Annotated in this window: 24 protein-coding genes; 11 read left to right on the forward strand and 13 right to left on the reverse strand. The window is 62.1% G+C overall.

Annotated elements, in window-relative coordinates; all coding sequences use genetic code 11:
* Positions 1-27: 27 nt before the first annotated feature.
* The 3 genes from PMI04_RS14695 to PMI04_RS14705 form a co-directional block, all read right to left on the reverse strand.
* Entirely contained in the window at positions 28-1,200 is a 1,173-nt protein-coding gene (locus tag PMI04_RS14695; protein ID WP_007706583.1) for a hypothetical protein, read from the reverse strand.
* Between the two features lie 88 nt (positions 1,201-1,288).
* On the reverse strand, positions 1,289-2,119 hold the full coding sequence (locus PMI04_RS14700; RefSeq protein WP_007706580.1) for a DUF559 domain-containing protein: 831 nt from the start codon (positions 2,117-2,119) through the stop codon (positions 1,289-1,291).
* A 122-nt stretch (positions 2,120-2,241) separates the two neighbouring features.
* A complete protein-coding gene (locus PMI04_RS14705; protein ID WP_007706575.1) occupies positions 2,242-2,649 on the reverse strand; it encodes a hypothetical protein in 408 nt (135 codons plus the stop codon).
* Between the two features lie 84 nt (positions 2,650-2,733).
* On the opposite strand from PMI04_RS14705, the gene PMI04_RS14710 reads away from it, so the two are divergent.
* From PMI04_RS14710 to PMI04_RS14750, 9 genes are all read left to right on the forward strand, one after another.
* A complete protein-coding gene (locus tag PMI04_RS14710; RefSeq protein WP_007706573.1) occupies positions 2,734-3,744 on the forward strand; it encodes a hypothetical protein in 1,011 nt (336 codons plus the stop codon).
* An 18-nt stretch (positions 3,745-3,762) separates the two neighbouring features.
* Entirely contained in the window at positions 3,763-4,191 is a 429-nt protein-coding gene (locus PMI04_RS14715) for a hypothetical protein (protein ID WP_007706563.1), read from the forward strand.
* A gap of 24 nt (positions 4,192-4,215) precedes the next feature.
* Complete coding sequence (locus PMI04_RS14720) at positions 4,216-5,316, forward strand: DUF4238 domain-containing protein (protein WP_007706561.1); 1,101 nt, start codon at positions 4,216-4,218, stop codon at positions 5,314-5,316.
* Positions 5,317-5,643: 327 nt separating this feature from the next.
* Positions 5,644-6,933 carry a hypothetical protein gene (locus PMI04_RS14725; RefSeq protein WP_007706558.1) on the forward strand — a complete coding sequence of 430 codons (1,290 nt, stop codon included), beginning with the start codon at positions 5,644-5,646 and terminating at the stop codon, positions 6,931-6,933.
* A 151-nt stretch (positions 6,934-7,084) separates the two neighbouring features.
* Positions 7,085-7,882, forward strand: coding sequence for a type IV toxin-antitoxin system AbiEi family antitoxin (locus tag PMI04_RS14730; RefSeq protein WP_007706556.1), 798 nt, complete (start codon positions 7,085-7,087; stop codon positions 7,880-7,882).
* Positions 7,883-8,785: a nucleotidyl transferase AbiEii/AbiGii toxin family protein gene (locus PMI04_RS14735; protein WP_007706553.1), complete on the forward strand. Its 903-nt coding sequence runs from the start codon at positions 7,883-7,885 to the stop codon at positions 8,783-8,785. It abuts the gene before it with no gap.
* On the forward strand, positions 8,782-13,557 hold the full coding sequence (locus tag PMI04_RS14740; RefSeq protein WP_007706546.1) for a hypothetical protein: 4,776 nt from the start codon (positions 8,782-8,784) through the stop codon (positions 13,555-13,557). Before PMI04_RS14735 ends, PMI04_RS14740 begins: the two co-directional genes overlap by 4 nt.
* A 2-nt stretch (positions 13,558-13,559) precedes the next feature.
* Positions 13,560-17,186 carry a hypothetical protein gene (locus PMI04_RS14745; RefSeq protein WP_007706544.1) on the forward strand — a complete coding sequence of 1,209 codons (3,627 nt, stop codon included), beginning with the start codon at positions 13,560-13,562 and terminating at the stop codon, positions 17,184-17,186.
* A 273-nt stretch (positions 17,187-17,459) separates the two neighbouring features.
* Positions 17,460-18,776: a chloride channel protein gene (locus PMI04_RS14750; protein ID WP_007706542.1), complete on the forward strand. Its 1,317-nt coding sequence runs from the start codon at positions 17,460-17,462 to the stop codon at positions 18,774-18,776.
* Positions 18,777-18,788: 12 nt separating this feature from the next.
* On the opposite strand, the gene PMI04_RS14755 is transcribed toward PMI04_RS14750, so the two are convergent.
* From PMI04_RS14755 to PMI04_RS14795, 9 genes are all read right to left on the reverse strand, one after another.
* Positions 18,789-19,487, reverse strand: a complete 699-nt coding sequence (locus PMI04_RS14755; RefSeq protein ID WP_007706540.1) for a hypothetical protein — start codon at positions 19,485-19,487, stop codon at positions 18,789-18,791.
* Positions 19,488-19,604: 117 nt separating this feature from the next.
* On the reverse strand, positions 19,605-19,814 hold the full coding sequence (locus PMI04_RS14760; protein WP_007706538.1) for a hypothetical protein: 210 nt from the start codon (positions 19,812-19,814) through the stop codon (positions 19,605-19,607).
* A 64-nt stretch (positions 19,815-19,878) separates the two neighbouring features.
* Positions 19,879-20,007: a hypothetical protein gene (locus tag PMI04_RS14765; RefSeq protein WP_007706537.1), complete on the reverse strand. Its 129-nt coding sequence runs from the start codon at positions 20,005-20,007 to the stop codon at positions 19,879-19,881.
* A 116-nt stretch (positions 20,008-20,123) separates the two neighbouring features.
* Complete coding sequence (locus tag PMI04_RS14770; RefSeq protein WP_007706532.1) at positions 20,124-20,447, reverse strand: DUF6481 family protein; 324 nt, start codon at positions 20,445-20,447, stop codon at positions 20,124-20,126.
* 624 nt (positions 20,448-21,071) lie between these two features.
* Entirely contained in the window at positions 21,072-21,320 is a 249-nt protein-coding gene (locus PMI04_RS14775) for a hypothetical protein (protein WP_037485606.1), read from the reverse strand.
* Positions 21,321-21,443: 123 nt separating this feature from the next.
* A complete protein-coding gene (locus tag PMI04_RS14780) occupies positions 21,444-21,992 on the reverse strand; it encodes a hypothetical protein (RefSeq protein WP_007706526.1) in 549 nt (182 codons plus the stop codon).
* Positions 21,993-22,148: 156 nt separating this feature from the next.
* Entirely contained in the window at positions 22,149-22,523 is a 375-nt protein-coding gene (locus PMI04_RS14785) for an STAS/SEC14 domain-containing protein (protein WP_007706519.1), read from the reverse strand.
* A 75-nt stretch (positions 22,524-22,598) separates the two neighbouring features.
* Positions 22,599-22,850 carry a hypothetical protein gene (locus PMI04_RS14790; protein ID WP_007706515.1) on the reverse strand — a complete coding sequence of 84 codons (252 nt, stop codon included), beginning with the start codon at positions 22,848-22,850 and terminating at the stop codon, positions 22,599-22,601.
* Between the two features lie 95 nt (positions 22,851-22,945).
* A complete protein-coding gene (locus PMI04_RS14795) occupies positions 22,946-23,152 on the reverse strand; it encodes a hypothetical protein (protein WP_007706513.1) in 207 nt (68 codons plus the stop codon).
* A 174-nt stretch (positions 23,153-23,326) separates the two neighbouring features.
* On the opposite strand from PMI04_RS14795, the gene PMI04_RS14800 reads away from it, so the two are divergent.
* Both PMI04_RS14800 and PMI04_RS14805 read left to right on the forward strand, forming a co-directional pair.
* Positions 23,327-24,439 carry a histidine kinase gene (locus PMI04_RS14800; protein ID WP_007706511.1) on the forward strand — a complete coding sequence of 371 codons (1,113 nt, stop codon included), beginning with the start codon at positions 23,327-23,329 and terminating at the stop codon, positions 24,437-24,439.
* Positions 24,440-24,444: 5 nt separating this feature from the next.
* Positions 24,445-25,194 carry a LytTR family DNA-binding domain-containing protein gene (locus tag PMI04_RS14805; protein ID WP_007706508.1) on the forward strand — a complete coding sequence of 250 codons (750 nt, stop codon included), beginning with the start codon at positions 24,445-24,447 and terminating at the stop codon, positions 25,192-25,194.
* 71 nt (positions 25,195-25,265) lie between these two features.
* Here PMI04_RS14805 and PMI04_RS14810 read toward each other — a convergent pair whose 3' ends face one another.
* Positions 25,266-25,610, reverse strand: a complete 345-nt coding sequence (locus PMI04_RS14810) for a UrcA family protein (RefSeq protein WP_007706505.1) — start codon at positions 25,608-25,610, stop codon at positions 25,266-25,268.
* Between the last annotated feature and the right edge of the window lie 332 nt (positions 25,611-25,942).

Consider the following 25,942-nt stretch of genomic DNA (forward strand, 5'->3'; position numbering starts at 1 on the left):
CGGCGCCCAATGGGATCAAAGCGACGATCAGAACGTCGCCACGTCGACAGGGCGGAACAGTTCTATCGGTCCCAGGATGTGGCCATCGCGCAAGAGACTGGCGCCGCTATAGCCTGTGTCCGGAGGATCCAGCAGGCGCAGATCGTTGATGGCGGTCGGACCGGTTCTTGCGGCTGAGACGAGTGTTTTGAAGATGGTCTGCTCCACGCCGACGAAGGTTCCCGATCCAATATCGAGGCGAAACGGATCGCGAGGTGTCATCACGACCGTCCCGTCCTTCAGATAATAGGGAAGGCCGCCTTCAGGGTTGGACGGAAAATAGCCGCCGACGAAGCGAAGGCCTTTCAGCTGGGGAAGAAAGGACTCCCAGACGACAACTTGGAACTGCAGCTCGTCGGTAATGACCGAGCCATGGGCCAGCGCCGCCGAGAGGATCGGTTGGCGCAGCCTGCGGAGCGTCGGGGCATAGTGCAATGATCTGATTGCCGCGGCGAAGCTACCGCCCTCGTCAAAGAACGGACGTTCGCCCGGAGTCCGAGGGTCTTCTGCCGAGAGCTTGGTGAAAGTGCGGGCACTATCCTTCTCGGTCGCCCAGCGCATCGCTACGATATAGCCCTTGACGCTCATCGGCTGGCTGTGTGCGTCGAGGACGCGGACACGCTTGAACTGGTTCCGCCAGCGCTGAAACTCCTTGGCGGTGAAGCCGACCGCATGACGCGTGCCCTTCGCTTCGGCCAGAGAGATGCTGCCGTCTGCCTCCGCGCAAAAGAAATCGGGTGCATCGCCGGTGACGTCGGTATCAGATCCGACCGAAACGCCGCCGTGATCGGCGAGCGCACCATGGTCACGCACGGCGTCGATCGGCGCGACATGCGCAATGCCGAGAGCTTTATCGAGAAACCAGCGGCAGAAGGCCTCGCCGAGTTCATTCGACTTGTTGCCCTTGAAGGTCTTGTTGGCGCCCATGCCGCCGCGCTGGAAGCGGAAATCGGCACAGGGCAGCAAATAACGAACCTGCTCGAAATGGGCGGGATCGGGGTCGGGTGGCGCGCAGTCCCAGCTATTCAGGTAATAGTGGTGGTAGAGATCGGCGAGATCGACCCTAAGGTGGTCGACGGCTTTTTTCGGGTCGCTTGGATGCTGGATCGCAGTCGGGACTTGCGGGAATGCATTGATCGCGAGTTTCACCGACTTCTGCATGTGCATTCCACCCCCGGTTTCGATTTATGGCCCTTCCTAGATCAACCGGTCGTCAAGCCAAACGCCTTTGGAGGGAGCGCTGGCGCGCTCAGACCATTTCGTGAAGGGGGACGCCCGCAATCTGCGCGAAGAGATAGTCGATGTCCTGCCACTTCGCCGCGCGGATCGTCATCATTCGCGATCGGTCCGCATCCTTGCGGATCAGTGCGGCGAGATGCGGATCGGCATCCATGAATTCCGGGGGATAGGCGCCGTCGTCGGCCACCAGCACGACGCGGTTCTGATAGGTTGGGCGATGCGCCTTCAGGTGATCGAGAAGCTCGATCGCCATGAATTCCGCCTGATGCTCCTCGATGACGAAGCTGCGGCCTTCATGGGTCATGACACGGCTCGCCTCGAGCTTGCGGGCACTGTCGGAAAAGGTGCTCGCGGTGCCGAACAGATGGACGGCGACGGTTTCGGGCATATCGATGACCAGCGGCAACACCTGCAGGAAGGTGTCGCGGCTGATCGCGCCACGCTGCGCCAGGTGAGCGGCGTTGCGCCGCTCGAAATCGACGATCGCGCGCTGAAAGAACAGCCAGTCTATGTAGATCGCATAGACTGGCGCGGGCACTCCGAGAGCCTGAACGAAGTCCATCACCTCAGCGACACAGGCGTCGACATCCAGGTGGATCTCCCGGCCGGTGAAGCGCAGCACCGTCCAGCCTAGCCTTTGCAGATAGCGCTGACGCCGACCGTCGCGGATACGGTCTTCGACCGATGAATGGGTATCGTGCCCGTCCAATTCAATGGCGAGTTTGTGCGCGCGGACGATGAAGTCCGGCCGGTAGCGCCCTACCTGTTGCTCGGCTTCGATCTCCAGCCCGGCCGAGCGGCATGCCTTGGCGAATTTTCGTTCAATTGGGGTCTGAGCCATCCCGAGCACCTATGTTGGAAGATCGGAGTGAGCCGTAAGTCCAGACTGCCGTGATGCAAACGGGAAAGGAGAACGGGATTAGAAGATTCGTGACAGGCCGAGCCGCTATCGAAGCCCAGGCATTAAAAATGAAAAAGATGTCCGTCTTCTGCAGCCAGGAGCCTTTGGAAAATCTCCGCCCATTCGCCTGATATCAGCACATCCAGGCGAGCCGCTTCTCGCTCGTCATAGCGTGCATGAATTTCGAAATGCTGGCCGAACAGCGCGTCGCAATGGAAGCAGCCGTTGCTCATATAAACTTGCGCGAGCGTTTTGCTGAACCGGGGTTTGATCTCGCCAACATCTTTCATATCGGAGACGGCGCGGTTCACGTCACCGATCAACGCCGGATATTCTGAGAAGTCCGCGACCGCGCACTCGGCGTCATTCTTCGCGCCTGCCAGAAGGAGGGACGAGACAATCGTTGTTTCGGCGCCGCATGACCCGCAGGTCGATGGCGCGGTTCGGATGATTACAGTCATATTGCTCATATCGACTCAGATATTGCGCAACGTTTGTCGAATTGCGAAGCAATAATCAGGCCGAAGCGCCGAGCCAGGAGGAAGGGGCATGCAATGCTGTTGACGGTGGAAGATGTGAGCGAGAAGCGGGCCGCGCAAAAGGCGCTGGAGGCATCTGTTTGCCAGCATCTGACGGATCAAGGCGTGCGGAATATCGGCTTCCCGAGCGGGAATGTCGATGAACGCCTCTACGCGAACGGCTTTGGTGAGCTATGGGCTGCCTTCGGTAAGGTGGAGGATGCCGCCATTCCCCGGCGCTGGAATGCCTTTGGTGTTTTCGACCCCAAGCGGCACGCGCAAATCATCACCGTTGAGGTCAATATTCCGATGACCTCCAATTCCGCGCGGGTGGCCGGTTTCTTCGCTCGGGAACCGGCAACTGGCGACGTCTATCTCATGCACGACGGCAGCATCGGCGGCGGCAAAGCCGGGGTCGGGCGGAGTGCCTTTCTTTCATGGTCGAAGGCGACGCTTGAGGATGTCAGCCGGGACGGCGGTGACGACAGGGCGGGAATCATCATCGGCCGGGTCGACTCCGACGACATTGCCGGCCGCCTCTGGCGTTTTGTCCAGCTCGTCAAAGGCTTCAAGGACGCCGTCGCCAGGGGGGAACTGGATGACCCAGACGTGCGGCGGGCGATCGCGGAATGGGAGAAGTTCAATAGCGAGGGTTCTGGCCGCCGACGGGGACAACGGCGCTCCGAGATCGATTATATCTCCTATCATGGCGACGTCGTCCAACGGCTGTTTGAGGAGCGACGGGCTCAGTGTGTCAATGACGAGCGCGTCCTGAACAGCAAGCTGATCGACCTCTATGTCCGCAAGGGGCAGTCCATGACGGAAATCTATGAAATCAAGACAAGCGTCGATCGGCAGTCGATCTATACCGCTATCGGCCAGCTCATCAGCCATTCCGCCGATGCGCCATCGCAGGTCAAGCGAACACTGGTTCTGCCGGAAGGGCCGATGCCGCCGGATCTCGAAAATTCCTTGGCGTCTCTGTCCATCGGGGTGCGCCGTTTTTCGATTTCTTCGGGCAAAACGCCGAAGATCACTCTCTCCTGAGCGTCAGTGGCGGGCTCGATGACCGAGAGTGAACAGCCAACGAAGGCGGATCTTGATCGCTCCGCAAGGGCCTTGCTGGCCTTTTTGGAACGGAATCTGCACGAGCGGCTGTTCGACTACCCGTTTGGCAGCTCGTACCCGAAGAATAGCTGTGAGAGCGTATCGCTCATCCACACCTACCTGTTGGAAGAGAAATATCGGCTTGGAAACGTCAGGATCATCAAGGGCACCAATCGCCGGCATGAACATCATCTGTGGGTCATGGCTGACGATCTGATTTATGATCTGACCGCCCATCAATTTCCAAGCCGCGAGCCTGTCATCGGCGCGCTGGCCGACAAATTCCTGCTCGATGAATATCCCGATTGGTCGTTCGAGACCAATCGGGATTTCGTGGACCGCGATGAAGTGATCGCACTCTATCGGGCTGGCGTCATTCCATTCTGACGGTGCAGGTGAGAAGGTCCCCAGATGCCTGAAAACAAGAGCCATCATTATGTGCCGCAGATGTACATGCGCCTGTTTGCGCCGGCCGGTGACAACCGGATCGGCGTCTATGTTATCGATCGCGCCAAGTTCATTCCCAATGCGCCAATCCGAGGACAGTCTTGCCGCGACTATTTTTATGGCAAGGATGCGCGCGCAGAGCGAACCTTTGGCCACATCGAAGGCCATGCTGCGAGAATCTTCACCGACGCGGTCAAGCACAACCGTCTCCCGAAGCCGGGCAGCCAGGATCATGAATGGCTGATCTTATATCTGGGTATGCAGCACGCTCGGACGGTCGGGGCAGCCGAGCAGCACAATGAGGGCTCAGAAAAGCTCGCCAAGGCAATCCTTCGACGCAAGGCCGAACTGGAGGGCAATAGCGAAATCATCGCCGCGCTCGACAGGGTTCGGATCAGGCGCACGAATGCGGTTTCCGAGGTCGTGGGCTACGCAACGATCGGGGCGAGCCTTCTCGCTGATCTCACTTTGGCGCTCATCCGAAACGACAGCGCTACGCCTTTCATCGCTTCCGACACGCCTGTCGTCCTCCACAACAGACTCTACGAAGGTCAGCGCGTCAGCGTCGCCGGCTACGCCAATGTGGGATTGCAATTGTTTCTCCCGCTCGGGCCGCGGCTCGCTCTCTTCGGCTTCGACAGCGCTGCCTACGCCGTGCATGCAGATTCAGACGACATCGTTACGATCGATGATGTCGCGCAGATCCGTTTGATGAACGATCTTCAGTGGGAGGCTGCTCACGCGGTGCTGTTGGTGCCCCCTGATATGCCCGAGGCGGAATTGTGCTCATCAGCGGCTAATTGGGAAGCACTTCGGCGTACAGAGCGCACGGTGTACCGCGAAGAAATCGTCAGTCAGTCGGACACCGAAATGCGGACCCGGCATGGATCGGGCGAGGCTCCCTCGGCGGTATCGCTCGATCTGTCGTTCATCACCTGCCTATTGCCCGCACCGGCGCCCCTCGATCCGTGGGAGATACCGCCGTTCCGGGATGCAGAGCGTGTCGCGCGCGCGGATCGGGCATTCGAACGGTTGGATGATTGGGATCTGGCGCGTCGAAGATGACACATGCGGTATCACGCGATGCTTGCTACGGTATGCACACGTAACGGAAACGGTGATTACCTGGTGCTTACTTATGATGAAGAAGGCCCTATGGTCGGGTATATGAAATTTCGCCGGAGATAGGGCCTGCTTCCGCACATTTGACATAATTATCTCATTTTTTCAGTATATTGGAATCCTAAATCATGATTACCCGGTGATTACTTTTCTCCGTGTGGGTCATGAGGTTTTTTGCTTCGTGTTCCGATGCTGAAGCTGATTGTAGTGATGTGCGCAGACGATCCCTGCCGTGCGATAAAGACCATCTATCTTTGCTCAGGGCCCGCAATGCCGATTCGCCGTTTTTCGAAAATTGTTTCAGATGTGGAGTTGACCGAACTGCTTCGGCGCTTCGAGGCCGGCACCACTGTCGATGCCAACAAGACGATCCACTTTCACCATTTGGACTCGGACGAACTGGAGCGGATCTTACCCGATGCCTTCGAGGCGGACCCGGGCTTCACGGGCCGCCAGGTCCGCTATGTATTGCGCGAAGCCCTGTGGAGCAGCCGAAAGAAGGGGCCGCTCACCATCGAGGCGCTGGTGGCCGAAGCGCACCGCATTGCCAAGAAGCAGTTGGCGCAGCCACAGAAACGCTATGCAATGTGGACCAAGTTTCGCGCGCGACAGATGCCGTTCTCACCCGGCTTTCGACTAAGCTGGAATGGTGTCTCGCTGGAGAGCTCCAACCACCTGCCGGGCTACATGGCAATGGGCGAGTATTTCTTGAACGGCCATGGTCGTATCGATCCGAGTCGCCCCGTTTTCTTCGGCCATTTGATCGCACGATGCGAGGCCCGGCACGAGGAGAATGCGGTCGATCAGATGCTGGATACGACCGACCTCTTCATGGCGCTGTTCAACATGTACGAGATGTGGGGACGTTGGTCGAAGGGCGGCGAGCGATGGGCCGAGGGCAAACTTTGGCACGGCCCTTATCATTTCGTGTTCGAGGGTCAGCGTTTTCTCGGTGAAGAGCACATCTGGTATAGCCCCAACTTCGACGAAGAGGCCTGGGGCATTCACCCCATGGATATGCCCGCCGTTCTACGTCTTATCCCGCGTGTCCGGCGGGCGCTGTCTGCCTTGGACAAGCACCCGCTGTGTGATCTGCTGATCAAGGTTCTCCGCTTGATGCAGAATGCGATGAGTTCGCGCGATCAGAGCTACAGCCTGCTGCGATACTGGTCAGCGCTGGAGCAGCTTTATGGTGATCCGCATGGACGGGAGAAAAACTATTCGCGCATCATCCAGCGCGCGTCCTTCGCCGAGCATGACAAGCAGATTGCGCGTTGGAAGCTGGGGCACATCTCGCGCATCCGCAACGAATATGTTCACGCCGGTGACAATGACGACGACCTGCGCGTGATGGCCCAGTATCTCCGCATGCTGCTGTCGCGGCATGTCAATTATCTGCTGTTTCACGCCTCTCAGGTCGAAAGCCACAGCCATTGGCTTGAGATCGTCGACCTGCCGGGTGATGAGGCCGTGCTGACCGCGCGCAAGTCAGTCATCGATCTGCGCATCGCGCTCATCCGGCAGGGGCAAGAGCCGCAAATCGACAGCCAAGCGAGATGATTAATTCTCAAGGCATTTTAGTCGTATCACGACAGATTTTGTATATTTTCTAATCTCAGCGGGATTAATCTCTATGCCAGTTTGCGCGTGAGAGCTACAAAGCGGTATGGAATCTAATCTCCGTACTCTTGGTCCTAACGAGACTCGCCTCATGCTGTCGCTCGCAGAGGATGACCGCGATATCGTCTCGGCAACTGAAGTGATCGAGCTGCTCGGCTCCGAAGCCACAGCGCGTTCGGTCATTCGCAGCTTGCTGCGTAAGGGCTGGCTCACGCGCCTCATCGGCGGTCGCTATATGGTGCTTCCGCCCTCGCACGGGCCGGAAAACATGGGTGAGAATAATGTCCTCGCGCTAGCCTCTGCGGCGGTCGAGCAATCCTATGTGGGGTGGTGGTCGGCGGCATCCTTTCACGGGCTGACAACCCAGCGCCCGCGCATCACGACGGTAGCCGTACTCAAGCAGCGCGATGACGTGACGATCGAAGGTCACGCTATTCGGTTCGTCCAAGTCGCCGTCCGGAAATTCTTCGGTTTCGCCGAACTTGAGATTTATGGCCGCACCGCCCGCCTCTCGACGCCGGCCAAGACCGTCGTCGATTGCATCGACCGGCCCGCGCTCGCTGGCGGCCCGTCCGAAGTCACCCGAATCGTATTCGGCGCATCGCGCAGCGTCGCGATCGCGGACCTCCTGGCGGACGCTTTGCGGATGCAGTCGCAGTCACTGCTACAGCGCCTCGGTTTCCTCGCCGATCTTGTGGGCTGGGCCATACCGGAAGTTGATCGAGCGCAGCTCCGCGCAGCGATTGCGCCCTCGGCGCGATCGACGTTCGGCCGCAAGGAACGCCGACCGGACGATATCGGCTATGTCAGCGATTGGGGCCTGTTCGTCCATGCTGCCAAAAGCGACCTCCTCGCCGACGTTCCCAGAATGTCGCCGGGCGCGCGTTGAATGCTGACCACCACCGAACTTCGCAATGTCGCCAGGCGCTCGGGCGCGCGGGACATTGGTAATGTCGAGATCGACGTCCTGCTGACCCATATTCTTCAGCTGTTCCACGAGCGCGGCGTGCTCGACCACCTTGCGTTCAAGGGCGGGACGATGCTGCGCAAGATGGTGTTTGGCCCGCGCGGCCGGCTCTCTACGGACCTCGACTTCACCAAATCCAGCGATATCGACGGGGACGATCTCCTTCTCGAAATCGCCGCGATCCTCCACGATGCGCCCTATCACGACATCACGTTCCTGTTGGAGCGCGACAAGGATTGGTATCGCATCGCCGACGGCCTGTCGGCCAATCCCCTCTGCTCCCACGAAGCCAACAAAACCGGCGTGCGCATTAAAATCCAAGTCAGCACACGCGAGATGCCGATCTTGCCGGTGGTGCCGATCGCGCAGCTCGAACAGGACTATTTCAAGCTGCTGCCCTTCGAGCCCGCTGCGATTCCCTGCCTCGCCTTTGAAGAGATCGTCGGCGAAAAGATCCGCGCCGCCAGCCAACGATCGAAGGTGCGCGATCTCCATGATCTGTCCGAGATAGCCAAGCGCGCGATCAATCGGGACCTCATCCGGTCGCTGGCGGTGTTGAAGCTGTGGGGGGTGGATGATGCATTGTCCTTCGGCCGTTTCCGCGAGCGGATCGCAACCGCAGATTACGACGTCGACGACCTGCGCATGCTTCTGCGGCGCGACGAAAATCCAGACCTGAAAGCCCTTGCCGGCCGTGTCATCGAGGGATTTCAGTTTCTGGACCAACTGACCGAAGCTGAGCGCGCCCTTGCTGCCGATACGCGAGGCCAGTTGCGCGACGAAGCTATGGCGCTGGTCAATCAGCTTCGCGCAGGCGCAGCGTGACGTCGCCAAGCGATGACACGGTGGATAACGATCCATCCGGCCGGGATGCCTCGCCCGAGGCGACCGGCGGGATCGGCACGAGCTATGAGCATGTTTGCATCGCGGCCTATCTCGCCGCCCTCCTAACCCAATCGCATGCCCCTGCATGTCCGGGCATTGTGACCGGCATTGCCCTCCAGCAAAAAGCAAACGGCCGTCCGCTGGACGACATCGTAATTGGCTGGAAGGACGAGACAGGTCGCGAGGGAACGGTCGACCTGCAACTGAAGCGCCGTCTTCCGGTGTCGGCTGGGGAAACGTCCGATTTCTCCAGGATCGTTACCGACGCCTGGGCGACGATGAAGCGGACCGACTTCGTCGATCGTCGTGATCTCGCGGGTGGGCTGAGCGAGTTGGTATCGTCGGCCAACCATTATGCGTGCCAAAAGCTGAGAGAGTTGGCGGCAGAAACTGACCCGCCCGGATTTGCTTCGGCGGTAGCAACACAGGTGGACAGCGCGGCTCGAAAAGCGAGCGCCACGGTACAGGAAATCCTGACGCGAACGCTCGGCGCCGCGCCAGACCGCGAGGACTCGCACTTCTTCTGGCGCAACTTCGTCATCGGGCGAATGGAAACGACCGCCCACCTCGGAATCGACCGCCTTCGCGCTATCGATATGCTCGTTAAGGTTTCACCGCCTGATGGCGCTAATCCGACCCAATTATTCGCAGTGCTTGAAGCTCTGGCACGACAGCTGAACGTTCATGCGGCTCAAGTCGATCGCGGAAGGCTCATCAGCCTTTTGGAGGAACGCTTCGGGACGCGGCTTTCCTCACTGCCTGGCGACGTTCCCGATGCGTTGGAAATTGGTCGCCGTGGTGCGATGCTGGAACTTGATGGGTTTCGCGACCAGTCCTTGGCCCAGTTGATCGATCCGCTCTTCACAACACGCGAGGGCGAAGGGCGACAGATGACCGAGCGAACCGTTCGGCTCGACGCGGTAGAAGCCGATCTGCGTGCATCGCGGTCGCTGGTCATAGTGGGAGAGCCCGGCGCCGGAAAGTCGAGCGCACTCGCTCAAATTGCCGTGACGCTCCTGGGCCAGCCGGGGATTGTCCCGATCGTTCGAAGCCTGCCGGCCCTCGCCCTGAGTAAGACGTCGATCATTTCGCAGCTGTGCGGCAAAGGCAGCTTCGCCGACCTTTCCGAAGCCAGCTTCGCGGCCCTGGCACGAAGCGCTCAGACCGTCCTGCTATTTGATGGGTGGAATGAGCTTAACCCCGAACAGCGCATGTGGGCGTGGTCCGAACTTGAAGCACTTCGGCGCGACTATCCAGCCTTGTTGCTGGTCATCGCCACGCGCGCAGGGACGGCAAGTCCGTTCTCGCAGGCAACCTCCCTCGAAATTCAGCCGTTCGGCCGCGATCGGCAACTTGAAACAGCTGCGCGCCTGATCGGCGCTGCGGGCCACGATCTCGTCATTCGCGCGCGCGCTGTTCCCGCTCTTCGTCCGCTGCTACGCACCCCAATCTTCCTCTCGGCGATTCTCCAACAGGGCGCTGCCGGGCAGTTGCCCACTGATCGTGAAACCGCCATCGCCGGTCTCGTCGCTGGTGCAGGCGGAACGCCCGCTAGACGCGAACAATTGCGCCTCGCGCTCGATGGTCAGCAAAATATATTCCTGCAGGCGATCGCTGATCATCTGATGATGGCGGGGACCACTTTTTCCCCGGAAGCCGGGCTTCTGCCGATTATCGGTGTGGTCGCGGGCGACTTAAAGGCGCGCCAGCTTCTTGCGCAGCCGATCTCCGCACAGGGCGTGCTCGATCTCCTTGTCAGCCATCATTTACTGGTCGGCACCGGCGCTCCCGGTGAGCGAACGATCAGCTTCCAACATCAGCTCATCCAGGAATGGTTCGCCTCTCTCAGCGTTGAAGCTGCCATCGTTGGTCAAACGAACGGCGTGGTCGATGCGGCTCTCCACAGCCTGATCGATGCACCATTCTGGTCCGTAACAATCCTCTTCGCCGTTGATCGTTTGAGCCGCTTGGCGGCAGCGGAAGCGCCATTGCGAACCCTGATCCTCACGACGCTCGGGATCGAACCATTCCTGGCCGCCGATTTTTTCGTTTTGGCGCGCAACCGCATTGGCGCGACGCTGGATGACAAGATCATCGGCTTTGCCAATCGGTGGCTTGAACTCGATTCAACGCGGGCGACAAAATTCATGCTCGCGACCGGAATGACGCAGTTCGCCGATCACCTTTGGGAGACCCTGAAAGCGAGCAGAGCGCTCGCCTTCGATCTGCGTCGATCCGGCCGCAGTTTCCCGATCGGCGCACTGGCACAAAACTGGGACCGGGAGTTCCCCAGACTTGATAGCGAGACACGCCGCCTTCTGCTGATCGACCTTGTTGAGCAAGGCGACGCTCCCAGCCTAGCGCTCAGCGTAGAAGCTGCAGCAAAGGACCAGAGTGCCGACGTGGTGTCGGGCGTGATCGACTATCTCGATTTTCGGGACGAACGCGCATCGCTGGACCATCTGCTCGACAGTCTGCCAAAAGCGATTTGGGCCGAACTCGCCCGTAGCCGCTTGCCGGACAATCTCGCCGATCGGCATCGCACACGCTGGCTGCGCCAACGTCGCAAGCGATTCAAGCGAGCCGAGGGCTTTGAATGGGTTAACCTGGCGCTGGAATTCGACTGCGCAAAACCGGCGGCGATCATTGATGCGGCATTAGATCTGAAGTCGGACAACCATTGGTCCAGCTACGAACTGGAACAGCGTCTATTCGAGCGCTTTCCAACCTTTTTCCAGGCAGCGCTGGTGTCACGGCTACTGAGTGACGGCCACCTACCGTACCGAGCATCGCAATATCTCATCGATGTTGAACCGGCCGAACAGGCGACGCTGCTCGCTATTGCTCAGTCGAAGGACACGCATTTCCACCGCCGGCAGCTTGCGGCGCAGCTGCTTGGACCGGACGCTGTCACCGGGCTGACCGATCATATGATCGCCTGCGCAGGAAACCGCGACGCGCTGCGCGCACCCGAGACGCAGGAGGTACGCGACGCATTGCGCAGCGTCCGCCTCAATCTGTTGGTGCCGGATGTCCTTGGGCGGGCCGTCGCCGATGCTGACCAGGCGGCGGTCCTCATCTCGCTCCTGGCGGACTGGCGTGGCGCAGATGAAGAGCGCCGTTTCACTGTCTCGCCTGAGGAGAGTGCATCGTTGATTGAGCGCGCCCAGAACTGGGCGGCATTGCTCCTCGCGCATCCTGATCTGCGGCGCTACGATCTGGCCGAGCTGGGTCGCCTGATCGGCCGGCTTGCCGATGTATCGCTGCTGCCCACCTTGATGAAAATCTGGGACCGGGATCGCACCCAACAGGCGGAAGAACGCGCTACGCGCGCGGTCAACCCGCATGGGCCGCGCGCAAGCGAGGCCTTTATGGGCTATGACAACCAGTATCGCGCTGCGGTGCTGGCGATCAGTGGCGACGCCGCGATCAGTACCATGATTGAGCGACTTGATGATCCTGTTTGGGAACCTGATTCTGCAATCGTGCTCGGGCAGTTGCTGGAGGTCGATCCGGTCGAGCGCGGTCCGATGGGGCCGAAAATGGACGATCTGGCCACACGTCATGCGCGGCTGCTCGAACGCAGCGCCAGCTCACCGCACCCTGTCGCCGCACGACTGATCGACAGGATCGATGCGCTTGTTGCTCTGGGCGACGTGGATTCGATCGCACGTGCGTTTCAGCTCGCCGGTCCGGTCACGCTTATGAATTACGGCAACCGCCGCCCAAGCCTGTTGAACCTGATCGAGGTGGGCAAGGATAACGGACTGCTGCGGGATTTCTGCAAGGCATTTACAGACCGGGGAGAGTTTCTTCCGGCCCATATCGTTCGCCATGGTATCAGGCTCGGCGTCGCCGCCCTGGCGGCGATGAGTTGGGTTCATGACAACGATTATTGGCGCGTCGAAGACTGGTTGCGCCTTATCGCCTATGCCGATGATGCCGAAGCAGCGCTGCCCCCGTTCGATGAGCTGCCGGTCGAGCTGGTGCGCCAATATCGGCTGCGCGATCTGGTTTACAAAATGGGCTACTCGATATCGCCGAAAGCGGTCGCGGCGCTCGTGGAGCTGCTGCGACGGTCACCCGACCTGTTCGCCGAGGGTTGGCCAGAGGCTATTGCCAGAATCGGCAGCCCGGACGCCGGCCACGCCCTTCTTGATGCCTTAGGGACAGTATCCGGCGACACCAAGGAATGGCGCGACACCCATGCGCTCCGACAAGCGCTCGCCACGGTCGCGGCGCGACCGGGAGAGGTGCGGACCCGAGCGATGACGATGCTTCGAGAGACCCGCCATCCAGCCAAAAGGGCGGCTCTAGCCGACGCGCTGGCGCAGACGATGGACGAGCAGGATGCCATGGAGCTTCTGACCTATGTCGCCGAGACCGGCGACGCCGTGATCGCGCGGGTGCTGGTCGATAGGCTTGAGCACGCAGCAGTATCGCGCCTCCCGATCGAAGGCATGTCCAATGCATTCGAACTGGAGGGCGCGCCTTTGCCGCGGTTGCGGCAATTGGCCTTCCGCCAACTGCTCACGAACCCAAAGCATACGGCGCTGCGATCCTGCCTGCAGGCGATCGACCATCTGCGCGATGAATATGGCAAACCCATCAGCGAACCATATCATCCCGACATCGAAAGCGGTCATGCCTGGCCCACCGCGGCCGAGCCGCTTTGGCTTGCTCTCGGGCCTCACGTTGAGCCGAGGCCCTGAGCATGGACCCGCGCACCATTAAGGCGCTGGCCGAGATGACCGACGAAGGCCGCTTCGAGCAAATGGCGCTGGCCATCCTCCATCATGCGGAGCCGATCTGCGCAGGCCTGCTGCAGCAAGGCGTCAACGCGAGCGGTAAAACCCGCGCATCGCCGGTCGACAATATTGGGTTCGTGCGGGGAGCGACGCGGCCACATCTGATCGCGTCTCACCACACCACTGCCGTCGAGAGAGACCTCCGTACAAAGTGGATGACCGAGCCGTCAGATGCCGGGAGTGCCAGGATCGGCGATATCGCGAAGACGGCCAAGATCGTCGCGGAGGAGCGGGAGCGAACGCCTGATCTCATCGCCACCCTGTTCCTGACGACAAATCGCGAACCGGACGAAACGCTTGTGCGCGATGCTGTCGCGTTGGGCGCCAAGTTCGGGATTACCATCGATATCTGGTCGCGGGTCCGGTTGGCGCGGGTTCTCGATCTTGATCCGATCGGCCAGTCGATCCGCCGCACCTTTCTCGGGATCGAGCAGGAACTGTTGTCGCCCGATCTGTTCGCCGACCTGTCCAGATTGAGCCTCGGCGTGCTGGCACCGTCGGGGCTATCGAGCAGTTGGATCGCGCGCGACGTTGATCGGCAATTTCTCCAGTCCCGCCGGCCGGTGAGCTTTGTGATCGGCGAGTCCGGCTCGGGAAAGACGGTCGCATGTCTCCGGGCAATGACGCACTGGATCGCCGGGGGCGGGTTCGCGCTCATTCTTCCGGAAGATATTATTGACGCAGCTACTTCGCTCAGCGGTGCCGTTCTGACCGGATTGCGGCGTCTCCATCCCGCGTTGGCCGACACGCCTGGCGCCCTGTCGCTAGCCTCTACAACCCAACCCCTCCTGCTGGTGATCGAGGATATCAACCATTCCGCCAATCCCGGTCGGGCAATCGAGAAGGTGGCGCGATGGGCCGGCGAGCCGGTGGCGGACGAGCAACGTGGCGCACCGGCGTGGCGGATATTGTGTCCGGTCTGGCCGCGCGTTTTGAATGGTCTTTCCGAACAAGGCCGTCGCTTGGCCGAACCGCTACTTGTGCAAGCCAAGCCCTTTACCGAGCATGATGGCATCGCAGCGCTGGAGGCCAAGGCACAGACGATCGGATATCCGATCAGCAAAATGGCCGCCTACGCGCTCTCAACAGCGCTGGGCAACGATCCACTTCTCATAGGCCTGCACGAACTTGGTGCGACATCGACGGCCGATACCGTGATCGCTGATTTCGTGGAGCGCTCGCTCCATCGTTGTGAGAACCGTACCGGGACACCCGCCAGCGAACTGCGTATCGCCTTGGTGGAAATGGCAAAACAGATGCTGCAACGGCGCCAGCTTGCCCCGACCTGGAGCGACGTTTCGGGTTGGCCCTCCCTCCATGCCCAGGTCGATGCTCTGCGGCAGCTTTTTGCGCATGGCGAGGTCATTCGCCTGGAGGGCAGCGCAGCCAGGCAAAAGGTCGGTTTTCGCCACGATCGTGTGCGCGATCATCTGCTGGTCGTGGCGGCGGCAGCGCTTCATGATGTCGCGGCGCTTGATGAAGATGTCGTAACCGATCCTTATCTGGCAGCAGTCTTTGGGTCGCTGCTGCTCGATCGCCTCGACGATCGCCCGCTTGTCGATCGTGTTTGCGCAGGCAACCCATTGGCGATTTTCCACGCACTGAAGCGTACGCATCATGGGACCGAACCCAGGTCAGTGCTGATGGAAATCGCCGCAAAGTGGCTGGCGGCAGCGGAGAACCGCAGCAAGTACAAAAGCGCGTTGCGGGCCGAAATGGCAGTGGTCCTGATGGACGCGGAGGGACCAGATATCATCCCGCTCGCCAGATCGTTCCCGGAGAGCACCCCACATAGCCGGATGGCGCGCCTACGAAATGGCGAGATCGAGGCGGGTATCGAGGATTGCCTCGAACGCCAGTTTTACAATCGTGCGCAATGGCGTGAGAGACAGATCGAACACGCCAGGCTCACCCATGCCGCCACTCTGTCTGACGCGCTTTCCGCAAGGTTGCGACAGCCCACGATAGATGGCGATGTTCGCGCAGCGCTCCTCAATCTCGCAGGGAGCATAGCCGATCCGAGCCTCTTGCCGGCGATTGGCGCGAGCTGGGACACTGATGAAGGCCGTGTCGACCGGCTTGACGACTATCTTTGGGCCTTCGCCTATTGCTGCACAGCGGACAACGCCGAGCAGGTGCTCAGTCCAATTTGTGCAGCCTGGGGAGGATTGCCACAGGAACGAAACGGAGGAATGCCTTCGCCGCGCGACGATCTGGCCGACAGCGGCATCCGCTGGTCGTTCGAGCGTCGTCCCCCTGGCCCGGCCATTGATTATCTAGTCCAACGCGGCGAACAGGACGATCTTGCCTGGCAGATTTACTATCTGCTGCATGGTGTCGATCACCCGGCCGCCGTCCGGTTTGCGGTCCGCGCGATGGCACAGGCTCGGGCGAAGTCAGAGCAATGGTACTATGTCAACTTCCGCAACGGAGCGGATCACTGGCAGCGCTACGCTGATGAATACGGCATCCACATGTCGGCTGATAACCGCGCATGGCTCCGCGCACTCTGGCAGGATGGCGCTCGCGATGCGCATGAGCGCATCGCCGCCTTCGATCTATGGGTCTCTAGCTGGGGTGATGACGATCTCGGCCATTTGCGCACCCATCAGAGCGATGCGCTGCTGAGCGATCGGATTCTGAGGCGACGGCTTGAGCGCGGTGATGTCGACGCCGTCCCACTTCTGCTGCCAAAGTTGCAGGGGGAACAGACGCGCTACTGGTGGCAGTTCACCCGGACGGTCTGGTCAGATGATCTCACCGGCGCGTTGCGGGATGCATTCGCGCAGCGCGCAGCCGAGGTCGCGCAATCCGAAAACCTCCGCTACGAAATCGATCACGCGCTGTTTGAAGCGCTCATCCGACTTCCGACGGCAACAGCCGAGGCATTGTTGCAAGAGTATTGGGAGTCGGTTTCGACATCGCCAGAACTTGTTCAGGCCGCACTCTATCTGGCGACCCCACCCTTGCTTGAACTGGCAGCGACCGCCATCGCCGCGTCGCCCGACCCCACCGGACTGTTCAAATTCCTGACATCGCACTTCGGGGTGAAACAGCGAGGGCATCCTGGCCTCACCCGGCCAGAACAGATTGCCGGCCTGGCACCCTATTTCGATCTGATAGAGGAAAAGGACCTCGACTGGCTGGCCGAGGGCTGCAACGCGGTTGGATGGTTCGATCTGCGGCGACGTTTGTTCGATCCGAAAATCCCCAACTCTTCCGAATGCTGGACCGAGGCGCGCCTCCCCGGTCTGTTTGACCGGTTGGCGGAAGAGAAGCGTTTCGTCTCGCTCGACATCGAGCGCGTCTTGGAGACCGGCTTGTCATGGCCGGCGGTGGCTGCTGCGCTGAAAGATTGGATCAAGGAGCGGCCCCACGAGGACGCGCTTCGCCTTGCCGCTGAAATCTTAGAGGACAACGCCCGGCGCGTTGATCTCGATATTCTTTGGGCTTGGCCCGGTAAGATGACGGACAAGGGGCAAGCGCTGATTGCAAACACCGAATTTATCGTGCGACATCGGACGGTGGATTGATCGTGCCAGGACGCCTGACAGTCTTCCGGCGCGACTGCGGGAAACTGCCTGCGCGTTGCCAGGCCTTATCGAGCGCCTGCCAATGAAGGGTGCGGTATCATCGTCGACTCCGCGATTTGGTCAGAAAATCAGTGATTACCCGGTGATTACTTCTGCCCGCGGGCCTTCATAGAGTTGAGTAAAATGTCTTAATTTATCAATATTTTAAAGGAGTTTGGTGCCTATGGTCTGGTATTTCCGCTATCGCCGCCGCGACACCCCGGCCAGCGCCACATGAGCGGCGGGCGCCGCCGCTGGACCGTGCGCCGCACGCGCGCGCTCGTCCGGCACAGCGGCCCCACGTCGCTCCTGTTCCGCCGCCGCTTCGCGTTGATGGGCGGCGCGGTGCTGGTCGGCCTTGCCGCCCTCGCCTTTGCCTGGGCGGCCGATGAAGCGAGCGAGGCATTCCACCGCCTCGCCACCGCCAACCGCTATCTGCCGCTGCTCCTGACCCCGCTCGGCTTCGCCGCCCTCGCCTGGATCACGCGCAGCATCGCGCCCTTCGCTGGGGGATCGGGCATCCCGCAGGTGATCGCCGCCACCCAATTGCCGGAAAAGGTCGGCCGCTGCCTGGTCGATTTGCGCATGGCCCTGCTCAAGGTCGTCCTGACCATCGGCGGCCTGCTGATCGGCGCCTCGGTCGGTCGCGAAGGCCCCACGGTCCAGATTTCCGCCGCCATCCTGGCGCGCTTCCATGCCCTGCTCAACGTGCCGCTGCGCGCATCGGTGATGGTCGCCGGTGGCGCGGCCGGCGTCGCCGCCGCCTTCAACACGCCGCTTGCCGGAATCGCCTTCGCGATCGAGGAACTGGCCTCCGCCTATGAACAGCGCATGACGCTGCTGGTCATCACCGCCGTCATCATTTCGGGCATGGTCAGCCTCGGCCTGGCCGGCGACTATGTCTATTTCGGTGCTGTTGCGGCCCATCTGTCGCTTCCCGCCGCCATTCCGATTGCGCTGCTGGCGGGGGTGATGGGCGGCCTGTCGGGTGGCCTGTTCGCGCGCCTGGCGCTTGGCGCCGCCACCGCCCGCAATCGCGTCACCGACTGGACCCGCGCCCATCCGGTCTGGTTCGCCACCGGCTGCGGCATGCTCGTCGCGCTGATCGGCGTCGCCTCGGGCATCACCTGGGGGACCAGCTACGCGCCCGCGCGCGACCTGATCACCGGCGGCGACCAGCCGCTCTGGTTCGCGCCGGCCAAGTTCCTGAGCACGCTCGCCACCAGCGTCTCGGGCATTCCCGGCGGCATCTTCGCGCCTTCGCTCGCCACCGGGGCGGGCTTTGGCAATCTGCTGCGCTGGGTCTTCCCCGAAGACCAGGCCAGCGCCGTCGTGCTGCTCGGCATGGTCGCCTATTTCACCGGCGTCGTGCGGGCGCCGCTGACCGCCGTCATCATCATATCGGAAACCACCGGCAGTCGCGGCTTCATGCTGCCCCTGCTCGGCGCCGCGCTGGTCGCCGATGCGGCGGCCCAGCTCCTGTGCAAGGAACGGCTTTATCACGGCCTGTCGCGCAATTTCCTCGAACGCGCGCGCGCCGCCGCCAACTGAACCGGCGCCGTTTCAGTCGCCTGCCCGCTTGCCCGCCAACCAGATTTTATGGGTGACATGCTCACCGCCGGCAAAGGCCGGGATATTCACCTCTTCGACCGCGAACCCGACGCTGCCCAACCGGTCGACGAAGGCATCGTCGGCATAGGCCGACCAGATGGCGAGTGTGCCGCCGGGCTTGAGCGCGGCATGGGCCGCGCGCAGCCCCCAGGCGCAGTAGAGCCGTTCGTTGGGCAGGTGGATCAGGCCATCGGGGCCATTGTCGACATCCAGCAGGATCGCGTCGAAACCGGCCTCCGTGCGCTCTATCACATCGTGCACATCCGCCATTTCAAGCGACAGCCGGGGATCGGCGAGATAATCGTGAAACAGATGCGCCAGCGGGCCATTGGCCCAGGTCACGATCTTTGGCACCAGTTCCGCGACCGTGACCCGGGCCGTGGGCGGCAGCACCGCCAGGGCCGCGCCAAGCGTAAACCCCATCCCAAGACCGCCGATCAGAATCCGGCTTTCCGGGTCGATCAGTCGCCGGCATGCCAAGGTCGCGAGCGCTTCCTCGGAATGACGGACCTGATTGCCCATCAGCTCCTCTTCGCCGAAACGGATCGAATAATCCGTGCCGCGCCGCCACAGCCGCAACAACCCGCCATCGGGAAGCTCCGCCGTGTCGACCAGTTCCACGCGCATATGGGCATCAGATGTGGCCAGCATGGCGCGCGTCCTTCATGAATGCCGGCCCAGCCGGAAAGCCAATCGTGCCATCGCACGCGAAACCCTGCCCCGCCGGCCCGGCGCAGACAGGGAATATCCGGCACATGCCTTCACCGATCATTTGGTCGCATATTGTCCGGATTCGGCATTGAAGACATCGCGCGCGAAATTGCGGGCGGCCGTCGCCGTCTTGAAGAGCTCCGTCTGCAACTGGGATGTTACCAGCGGATAGCCTTGCGAATTATAGCGCGTCTCCCGCACCGTGAGCCGGAAATTCCCGTCCTCATCCTTGTTGATCAGAAAGGGTTGCACTTTTTCACGAGACATATTCGCTCCTGGTTGGGGGACAGCAGGCCGGCGGCGCGAACGCCCCGCCGGTAGAAAAATCTGGTCAGCCCAGCACGGCGGCAACGATCCGCTTCAGTTCGCTGCTGGACAGGGTGGCGGACACCGGTCGATGCGACGGGTTGCCCAATGGCAGCAGGCTCGCGCCTTTGCCGGCCTTGGATATGGTTTTCATGGGATAGGTCCTTGCGGCATCATGCCGCGACAATGGGGTGGCTGCTCGAAAATGAAGGGCGGGATCGCCCCGGCGCGGCTGCCGGGCCTGCGGCCCACAGGATGCGCCACGGGCCGTCACGATGACGTCCGCTTTTTCCGAGCGAGATAGCGCGCATCGCGCGCTGCTTTGCGCTCCGCTTCGGTCAGCACCGGCTTTTGCCGTGCTGCTGCTGCGGCGGCGTCCTGCGCCTTCGCATGCTTGACCGCCTTGGCGGCGAGCAAGGCATGCTGGCGCTTCTCCCGCTTGGCAGCTTCCTTGGCGAGTCGACTGGCCAGGCGGGCGGCTGCGGCAGCCTCATCCACGGGCGGCTTCGCCCGCAGCTGTTCGAGTGCCCCTGTACGGGCACGCGCGGCGGCACCGATGCGCTCCTGAAAGCCTGGCTCCTTGTATCTTTTCATGCGGTTGAAAAATATCCTGTTCTATATGCGTATTGAAATGGCCGGCTCGGCCACATGATGATGCGGCGTGACCGGTCCCGAATGTCCGATGGACCCGGCCCCTTGAGCGGGGCAGGCCCCTTGCGCGGATGTCGATGGCGATGATCCGTCGATATTCCCGATTGTTGCATCGCGACCGCGGGCCGCACCTGCGCTGGGGAAATTATCTGCTTTAGCGATCACGCAGCCTGCCCATGTCCCGTCCTTCATTGGGAAGCGCGACAATTCGCGCATCCTGGCTTCATGAGGGCAATAGGGGACAAAGGGAGAGCCGTAGCGGCCCGATACCCGTCAAAGTCGACGTTCAGCGACATGCTTGTAGCACGCATCGCCGCACATTGGAACTGCGCGCGGAAATAAGGCGCTCCGCCGCCGCTCGCGCCGAGGGATACGACAGGGGCAACACTGCCGATCAGGGCCTTTGATACCCGGATCGCACGATGGGGCCGGCGTGATCGATACCCGTAGATGATCGGGCCGGACCGCCCGATTATATCCGCACGGCCGGGAGTTCCGGATTGCAGGGCGTGTTTCACGCTTCGGCGGCGTTGCCGCCCGATACGATCGATCGGATCGAAAGCGGCTCTAGCCTTCGGCCCGCAATGTGTCGGCCAGTTGCTGGATCTCGTCGGGATTGAGCACCCAGGTGCGCGTCTTCTGTCCCTCGCGATGGACCGGCTGGGTCAACAGGATGCGCGCCTGTTCCCGCGCAGCAGGCTTGAACAGCCTGTAATGGATAGCGCAGTCACGGATCGTGGCGATCAGCGGCGCCTTGCCGTCCAGATCGATCATGGTTGCGGGCTGATCCCAGGGAATGGTGGATGTAATGGCCATGGCCCAACAGACCATCGGCAGGTGCAAAAATCAAGAAAAAGGCGCTGGTCACGCCCGTTTCAGGTCGTGGCGAATGGTCGTCCCGGCGCCCGCATCCCCCCGGAAGCGGGCGCCGCGCCGGGCTCAGTTCGCCTTGGAGAGGTCCACCTTCTCCACCCATTCGGGGTAGAAGGTCGGCTCGCGATTGGACCAGCCGACCGCCGTCGCCGCCGCTTCGCTGATCGACTGCAGCAGCAGCCGGCGCTTTTCGGGATGCAGATGTGGCAGGCTGGCGGCAGCGCAAAAGGCGCCCGGCAGCCAGGGCCGCGCGCCTGCGCCCAGCAGCCGCTCATACAGGAAGCGATAGGCCGAAAAACTTGCCAGCCGGTCCTGCCCTAGGTCAAAGGCCGATATCGTCACCAGCGGCGCCATGAACGGTTCCACCTGATCGAGGCCGCTGTCATCGGGCACATGCGCCTTGATCTCGTCAAGCCGGCCATAGATGCGCGCCTGGGCGCGGATGCTGGCTTCCTCGACCATGTCACGCGACCACAGCTTCATCGCGTCGCGCCGATGCAGCCCGATATCGAGCGATCTGCGGATATATCTCTGCGTGGCCGACGGGAAACTGGCGAATTCCCGCAATTCCGCCAGGGTGATGGCCCCGTCCGCCGGTCTTGCACTCGTACCCATGCTCTTGCCCTCCGACTTCAAGTCGATCAGCAGATCATGCACCTCACATGGTTAGCAAAGGCTTAATGAGGGCCTGTCCCACCGATTGGGACAAGGGAACAGATTTCGTTTTGCAGTGCAACATGATATTTTTGTGAAATGCGACAAGCGGAGGATTCAGCCCTGCGCATCAATCGCTTCCGGCGCCAGCAGCCAGGCGAGCGCCGCATCGGCATCGTCGAAAATCTGCAGATAGGGCTGTCGCATTTCCCGCTTCACCTGCAATCGGGCGATGGCGCTGGCGGTCACGATCGCAATCCGCCGCGCCTTGGGGAAATCGCCCAGATGCGTGCGGAATGCCTGCACCGCCTCCTGCGGCTGCACCGCACTCGCGCGCATGTCCATCCGCAGCAGATAGCCGGGGGCAAAGCCTTCGGCGCGAAAGCGCGCCTTGCACTCCTCGCCATAGCGCGCCACCGCCTCGGCGGTGAAAAGCTGGGACCAGCTAATGTCCAGCAGGTTCAGGTCATGGCGAAAATCGATGCGGTACATGGCTGCATGCCTGCCACGCCGTGGTTAAGAATTCGCTGAAGGCCGGCGCTGCGCCCGCCCGTTCAAGCCGCCCGCTCAGCCGGGACGCCGCTCCAGCACCGCGCCGATCATGCTGCGCCAAACCGCCACGTCGCCGGCCTGTGCCATCTGCGCATCGGGCTCGCGCAGGGTATGCAATATGGCATAGGCATCATCGACATGGGCGGGCCAGGCCGCATCCACCGCATGGGCCGCGTGCGGGTCGCTGCCGCCGCCATTCAGGCTCAGCTGGCGACCGGCCAGGACGCGGGCGATACGTTCGATTGCGGGCGTGGCGGAAGTCGGCATCGTCGATAGCTCCTCTCTCGCGGCGAGCCGGTCGGCCGACGGGAACCGGCGGACCATGCTCAGCTGTCTGGAATAACATGAATTTGCGGCGGGGGCTATCGGCCCTCCTTCCCCGGAAAGCCCGACGATGGCACGGGGTCGCCATGATCGCCCGGCTGGGTCGTCGCCGGCGGGTCGGATGCGTCCATCGAATCCTTCAACCCCTCGTCCAGCTTCTCTTCGCGGTCGACCGCATGATCCTGCGCATCGGTCGGACGCGCGTCATCCGCCTCTTCGCGGCTATGGGTGTTGATGTCGGTCATGGCGTCTCTCCTGCCTGTTCTGCTGCCGGCCCGTTCTGCGGCCTGTCGCGAAACCAACCGATGGCGCCCGCCTGCGGTTCCGGCCCGCCGCCGCTTCGACCAACCGCCAAACCGCTTCGACCAGCATCGCGCCCAAGGGGCGACAGCGGCGCCGGGCTGGCGTAAACAGGCGATATGACATTTGATTCCGAAGACGGACCGCGCGGCGTCGCCCCCGCCGTCGCCCTCTATTCCATCATTGGCTTCTGGTTCTTCTATGCCGTCCTCATCAGCGTGCGCGCGGTCATCGTCGGGTTTGAAGCCCAGGGCGAAATGGCTGCCCGCCGCGCCGTGGTGACGCTGATCGGCATCATCGTCACCTGGGTCCTCTATCTGGCCATGCGCCGTTTCGACGAAAAGCCGCTGGTGATGCGTGTCATCGCCGCCTTTTCGCTGGCCGCCCCCTTCGCGCTCGCCATGGCCGTCGCCAATTACTACATCTTCAACATCTATGACCCCATGAGCATGTTTCCCGACATGGACCCGCAGAAATATGCGGCCAAGGATCATGCCCTGTCCGACATATTGGACGATGCGCTCAGCCGCTATTTCTTCCTCTCCGCCTGGGCCGGCCTCTATCTCGGCCTGTCCTATGCGAGCGAGGCGCATCGCACCGAACGGCGTGCCGCGCGGCTGGAACGCACCGCGCAACAGGCCGAACTGCGCTCGCTGCGCTATCAGGTGAACCCCCATTTCCTGTTCAACACGCTCAACTCGCTCTCCTCGCTCGTCATGAAGGATCGGCGCGACGAGGCCGAACAGATGATCATGTCGCTGTCCAACTTCTACCGCACCAGCCTGACCGGCGACCCGCTCGACGATGTCCCGCTGGCGGAGGAGGTCCATCTCCAGAAACTCTATCTGGACATCGAGGCGGTACGCTTTCCCGAGCGGTTGACGACGCGGATCGACATTCCCCCCGCCCTGCTCAACGCCTGCGTGCCCGGCCTCATCCTGCAGCCCTTGGTCGAAAATGCGATTAAATATGGCGTCTCGCGCACCTCCAGCCCGGTGACGATCGCGATCAGCGCGCGCGAAGGGGATGATGGCCTGCTGCATATCCGCGTCAGCGACAATGGCGACAAGCCGCCCAGCGACGCCGACCGCGGCAGCGGCATCGGCCTCACCAACGTGCGCGATCGCCTGACCGCCCGCTTTGGCGACCAGGGCCGGATCGACTATGGTCCCCGCGCCGATGGCGGCTTTGCCGTCGACCTCACCCTTCCCATCATCCGCCGGGGCTGCTGACGCCGATGTCCATCCGCACCATGATCGTCGATGATGAACCGCTCGCGGTGGAGCGGCTGCAGATGCTGTGCGCGCGCGAACCGCGCATCTCGCTGGTCGGGACGGCCAGCGATGGCGAGGCCGCCCTGCGCCTGATCGAAGGGCTGCGCCCCGACCTAGTCCTGCTCGACATCGCCATGCCGCTGCTCGACGGTATCGGCGTCGCCCGCGCCGTCGGCCGGATGGGCATCCGTCCCGCGGTCATCTTCGTCACCGCCTTTGAAAGCTTCGCGGTCGAGGCGTTCGACCTGGCCGCCGTCGATTATCTGCTCAAGCCGGTCGCGCACGACCGGCTGGGTCGTGCCGTCGACCGCGTCGAACAGGCGTTGCGCAGCCGGGACGGCGAAGCCGATGCGGCGCCCGCCGACATCCTGCCGGCGCCCGAATGGGCCGATGAATTCTGGGTGCCGCACCGGTCCGAACTGATCCGCATCGCCGCCAGCCAGATCGACCGGATCGAGGCGGAACGCGATTATATGCGCCTCCATGTCGGCGCCCATTCCTATCTGCTGCACCAGACCATCAGCTCGCTGGAGGAACGGCTCAATCCGCAGGAATTTGTCCGGCTGCACCGCTCCCATATCGTGCGCCGCCCGCATATCGCCCGGCTGCGCCACGATGGCAGCGGCGTCTGGTTCGCGGCGCTGGCCGACGGCAATGAAATCCGCATCGGCCGCACCTACCTCGCCAATGCGCGCGCGCTGACCGGGCGCTGAAGCCGCCGCCTCTGGCACGAAAAAATGGCCCGGCTTTCACCGGGCCATTTTTTTCGTGCCGCGAGCTATTGTCAGTTGCCGACGACGGGCCGGACATCCTTGCCGGCATCGGCATAGCGCTGGCCGCTTTCGGCGCGGGCGATCGCGGTGGCGACCGGCGCCTCGACCCGGGCGATCGCGGCGGCGCGACAGGCGGTCATCGCCGCCAGGTCGGTCGTGGCGCAGACCTTGTTGGCTGCCCGGGCGATCCGGGTGCGCAGCTGCTGCTGGTCGGCCTGGCGGGTCAGGTCGAGATCGCCGAAGCGAACCTGGGTCGTGCGGCCGTTGGAGATGAACTCCTCGGCCGAAGCGGCACCGGCCGTGCCCATCAGGGCAAGGGTACCAAGGGCGGCGATGATCTTCGTGGTGGCGAACATGGCGATGTCTCCTCAAACTTGTGTCTGCACCCGGCGCCGCCAAGGGGGGGCATGTGGCGCGGTCGGGTGCGAACGGTCCGGCGGATCTTCAGGGGGGGGCTTTGCGCCGTTTCCCGTTCGCCCATTCTGTGTACGCCGCGTCGCGCGCCGATGCCCGGCCGCTTCGACCGGCAACCATCCCCATCGTCCAACGACAGCGCCGTCGACAAAGCGCGGACGACGAAGGACGAACGACGGGTCGCACGCTCGCAATGTCCGAAAACTGTAGCATTTCCGTAGGGGAAAACCCTGACCACAACGACCGGCGGATATGAAAACGCCCCCGGCGCAAG

Origin of the sequence: Sphingobium sp. AP49, from assembly GCF_000281715.2 — a bacterium.
In the GTDB taxonomy this organism is placed as follows: domain Bacteria; phylum Pseudomonadota; class Alphaproteobacteria; order Sphingomonadales; family Sphingomonadaceae; genus Sphingobium.

Coding starts and splice junctions, on each gene's coding strand:
- PMI04_RS14695 (WP_007706583.1), bottom strand. CDS start 1,200: ATGCAGAAGTCGGTGAAACTCGCGATCAATGCATTCCCGCAAGTCCCG.
- PMI04_RS14700 (WP_007706580.1), bottom strand. CDS start 2,119: ATGGCTCAGACCCCAATTGAACGAAAATTCGCCAAGGCATGCCGCTCG.
- PMI04_RS14705 (WP_007706575.1), bottom strand. CDS start 2,649: ATGAGCAATATGACTGTAATCATCCGAACCGCGCCATCGACCTGCGGG.
- PMI04_RS14710 (WP_007706573.1), top strand. CDS start 2,734: ATGCTGTTGACGGTGGAAGATGTGAGCGAGAAGCGGGCCGCGCAAAAG.
- PMI04_RS14715 (WP_007706563.1), top strand. CDS start 3,763: ATGACCGAGAGTGAACAGCCAACGAAGGCGGATCTTGATCGCTCCGCA.
- PMI04_RS14720 (WP_007706561.1), top strand. CDS start 4,216: ATGCCTGAAAACAAGAGCCATCATTATGTGCCGCAGATGTACATGCGC.
- PMI04_RS14725 (WP_007706558.1), top strand. CDS start 5,644: ATGCCGATTCGCCGTTTTTCGAAAATTGTTTCAGATGTGGAGTTGACC.
- PMI04_RS14730 (WP_007706556.1), top strand. CDS start 7,085: ATGCTGTCGCTCGCAGAGGATGACCGCGATATCGTCTCGGCAACTGAA.
- PMI04_RS14735 (WP_007706553.1), top strand. CDS start 7,883: ATGCTGACCACCACCGAACTTCGCAATGTCGCCAGGCGCTCGGGCGCG.
- PMI04_RS14745 (WP_007706544.1), top strand. CDS start 13,560: ATGGACCCGCGCACCATTAAGGCGCTGGCCGAGATGACCGACGAAGGC.
- PMI04_RS14750 (WP_007706542.1), top strand. CDS start 17,460: ATGAGCGGCGGGCGCCGCCGCTGGACCGTGCGCCGCACGCGCGCGCTC.
- PMI04_RS14755 (WP_007706540.1), bottom strand. CDS start 19,487: ATGCTGGCCACATCTGATGCCCATATGCGCGTGGAACTGGTCGACACG.
- PMI04_RS14760 (WP_007706538.1), bottom strand. CDS start 19,814: ATGTCTCGTGAAAAAGTGCAACCCTTTCTGATCAACAAGGATGAGGAC.
- PMI04_RS14765 (WP_007706537.1), bottom strand. CDS start 20,007: ATGAAAACCATATCCAAGGCCGGCAAAGGCGCGAGCCTGCTGCCATTG.
- PMI04_RS14770 (WP_007706532.1), bottom strand. CDS start 20,447: ATGAAAAGATACAAGGAGCCAGGCTTTCAGGAGCGCATCGGTGCCGCC.
- PMI04_RS14775 (WP_037485606.1), bottom strand. CDS start 21,320: ATGGCCATTACATCCACCATTCCCTGGGATCAGCCCGCAACCATGATC.
- PMI04_RS14780 (WP_007706526.1), bottom strand. CDS start 21,992: ATGGGTACGAGTGCAAGACCGGCGGACGGGGCCATCACCCTGGCGGAA.
- PMI04_RS14785 (WP_007706519.1), bottom strand. CDS start 22,523: ATGTACCGCATCGATTTTCGCCATGACCTGAACCTGCTGGACATTAGC.
- PMI04_RS14790 (WP_007706515.1), bottom strand. CDS start 22,850: ATGCCGACTTCCGCCACGCCCGCAATCGAACGTATCGCCCGCGTCCTG.
- PMI04_RS14795 (WP_007706513.1), bottom strand. CDS start 23,152: ATGACCGACATCAACACCCATAGCCGCGAAGAGGCGGATGACGCGCGT.
- PMI04_RS14800 (WP_007706511.1), top strand. CDS start 23,327: ATGACATTTGATTCCGAAGACGGACCGCGCGGCGTCGCCCCCGCCGTC.
- PMI04_RS14805 (WP_007706508.1), top strand. CDS start 24,445: ATGTCCATCCGCACCATGATCGTCGATGATGAACCGCTCGCGGTGGAG.
- PMI04_RS14810 (WP_007706505.1), bottom strand. CDS start 25,610: ATGTTCGCCACCACGAAGATCATCGCCGCCCTTGGTACCCTTGCCCTG.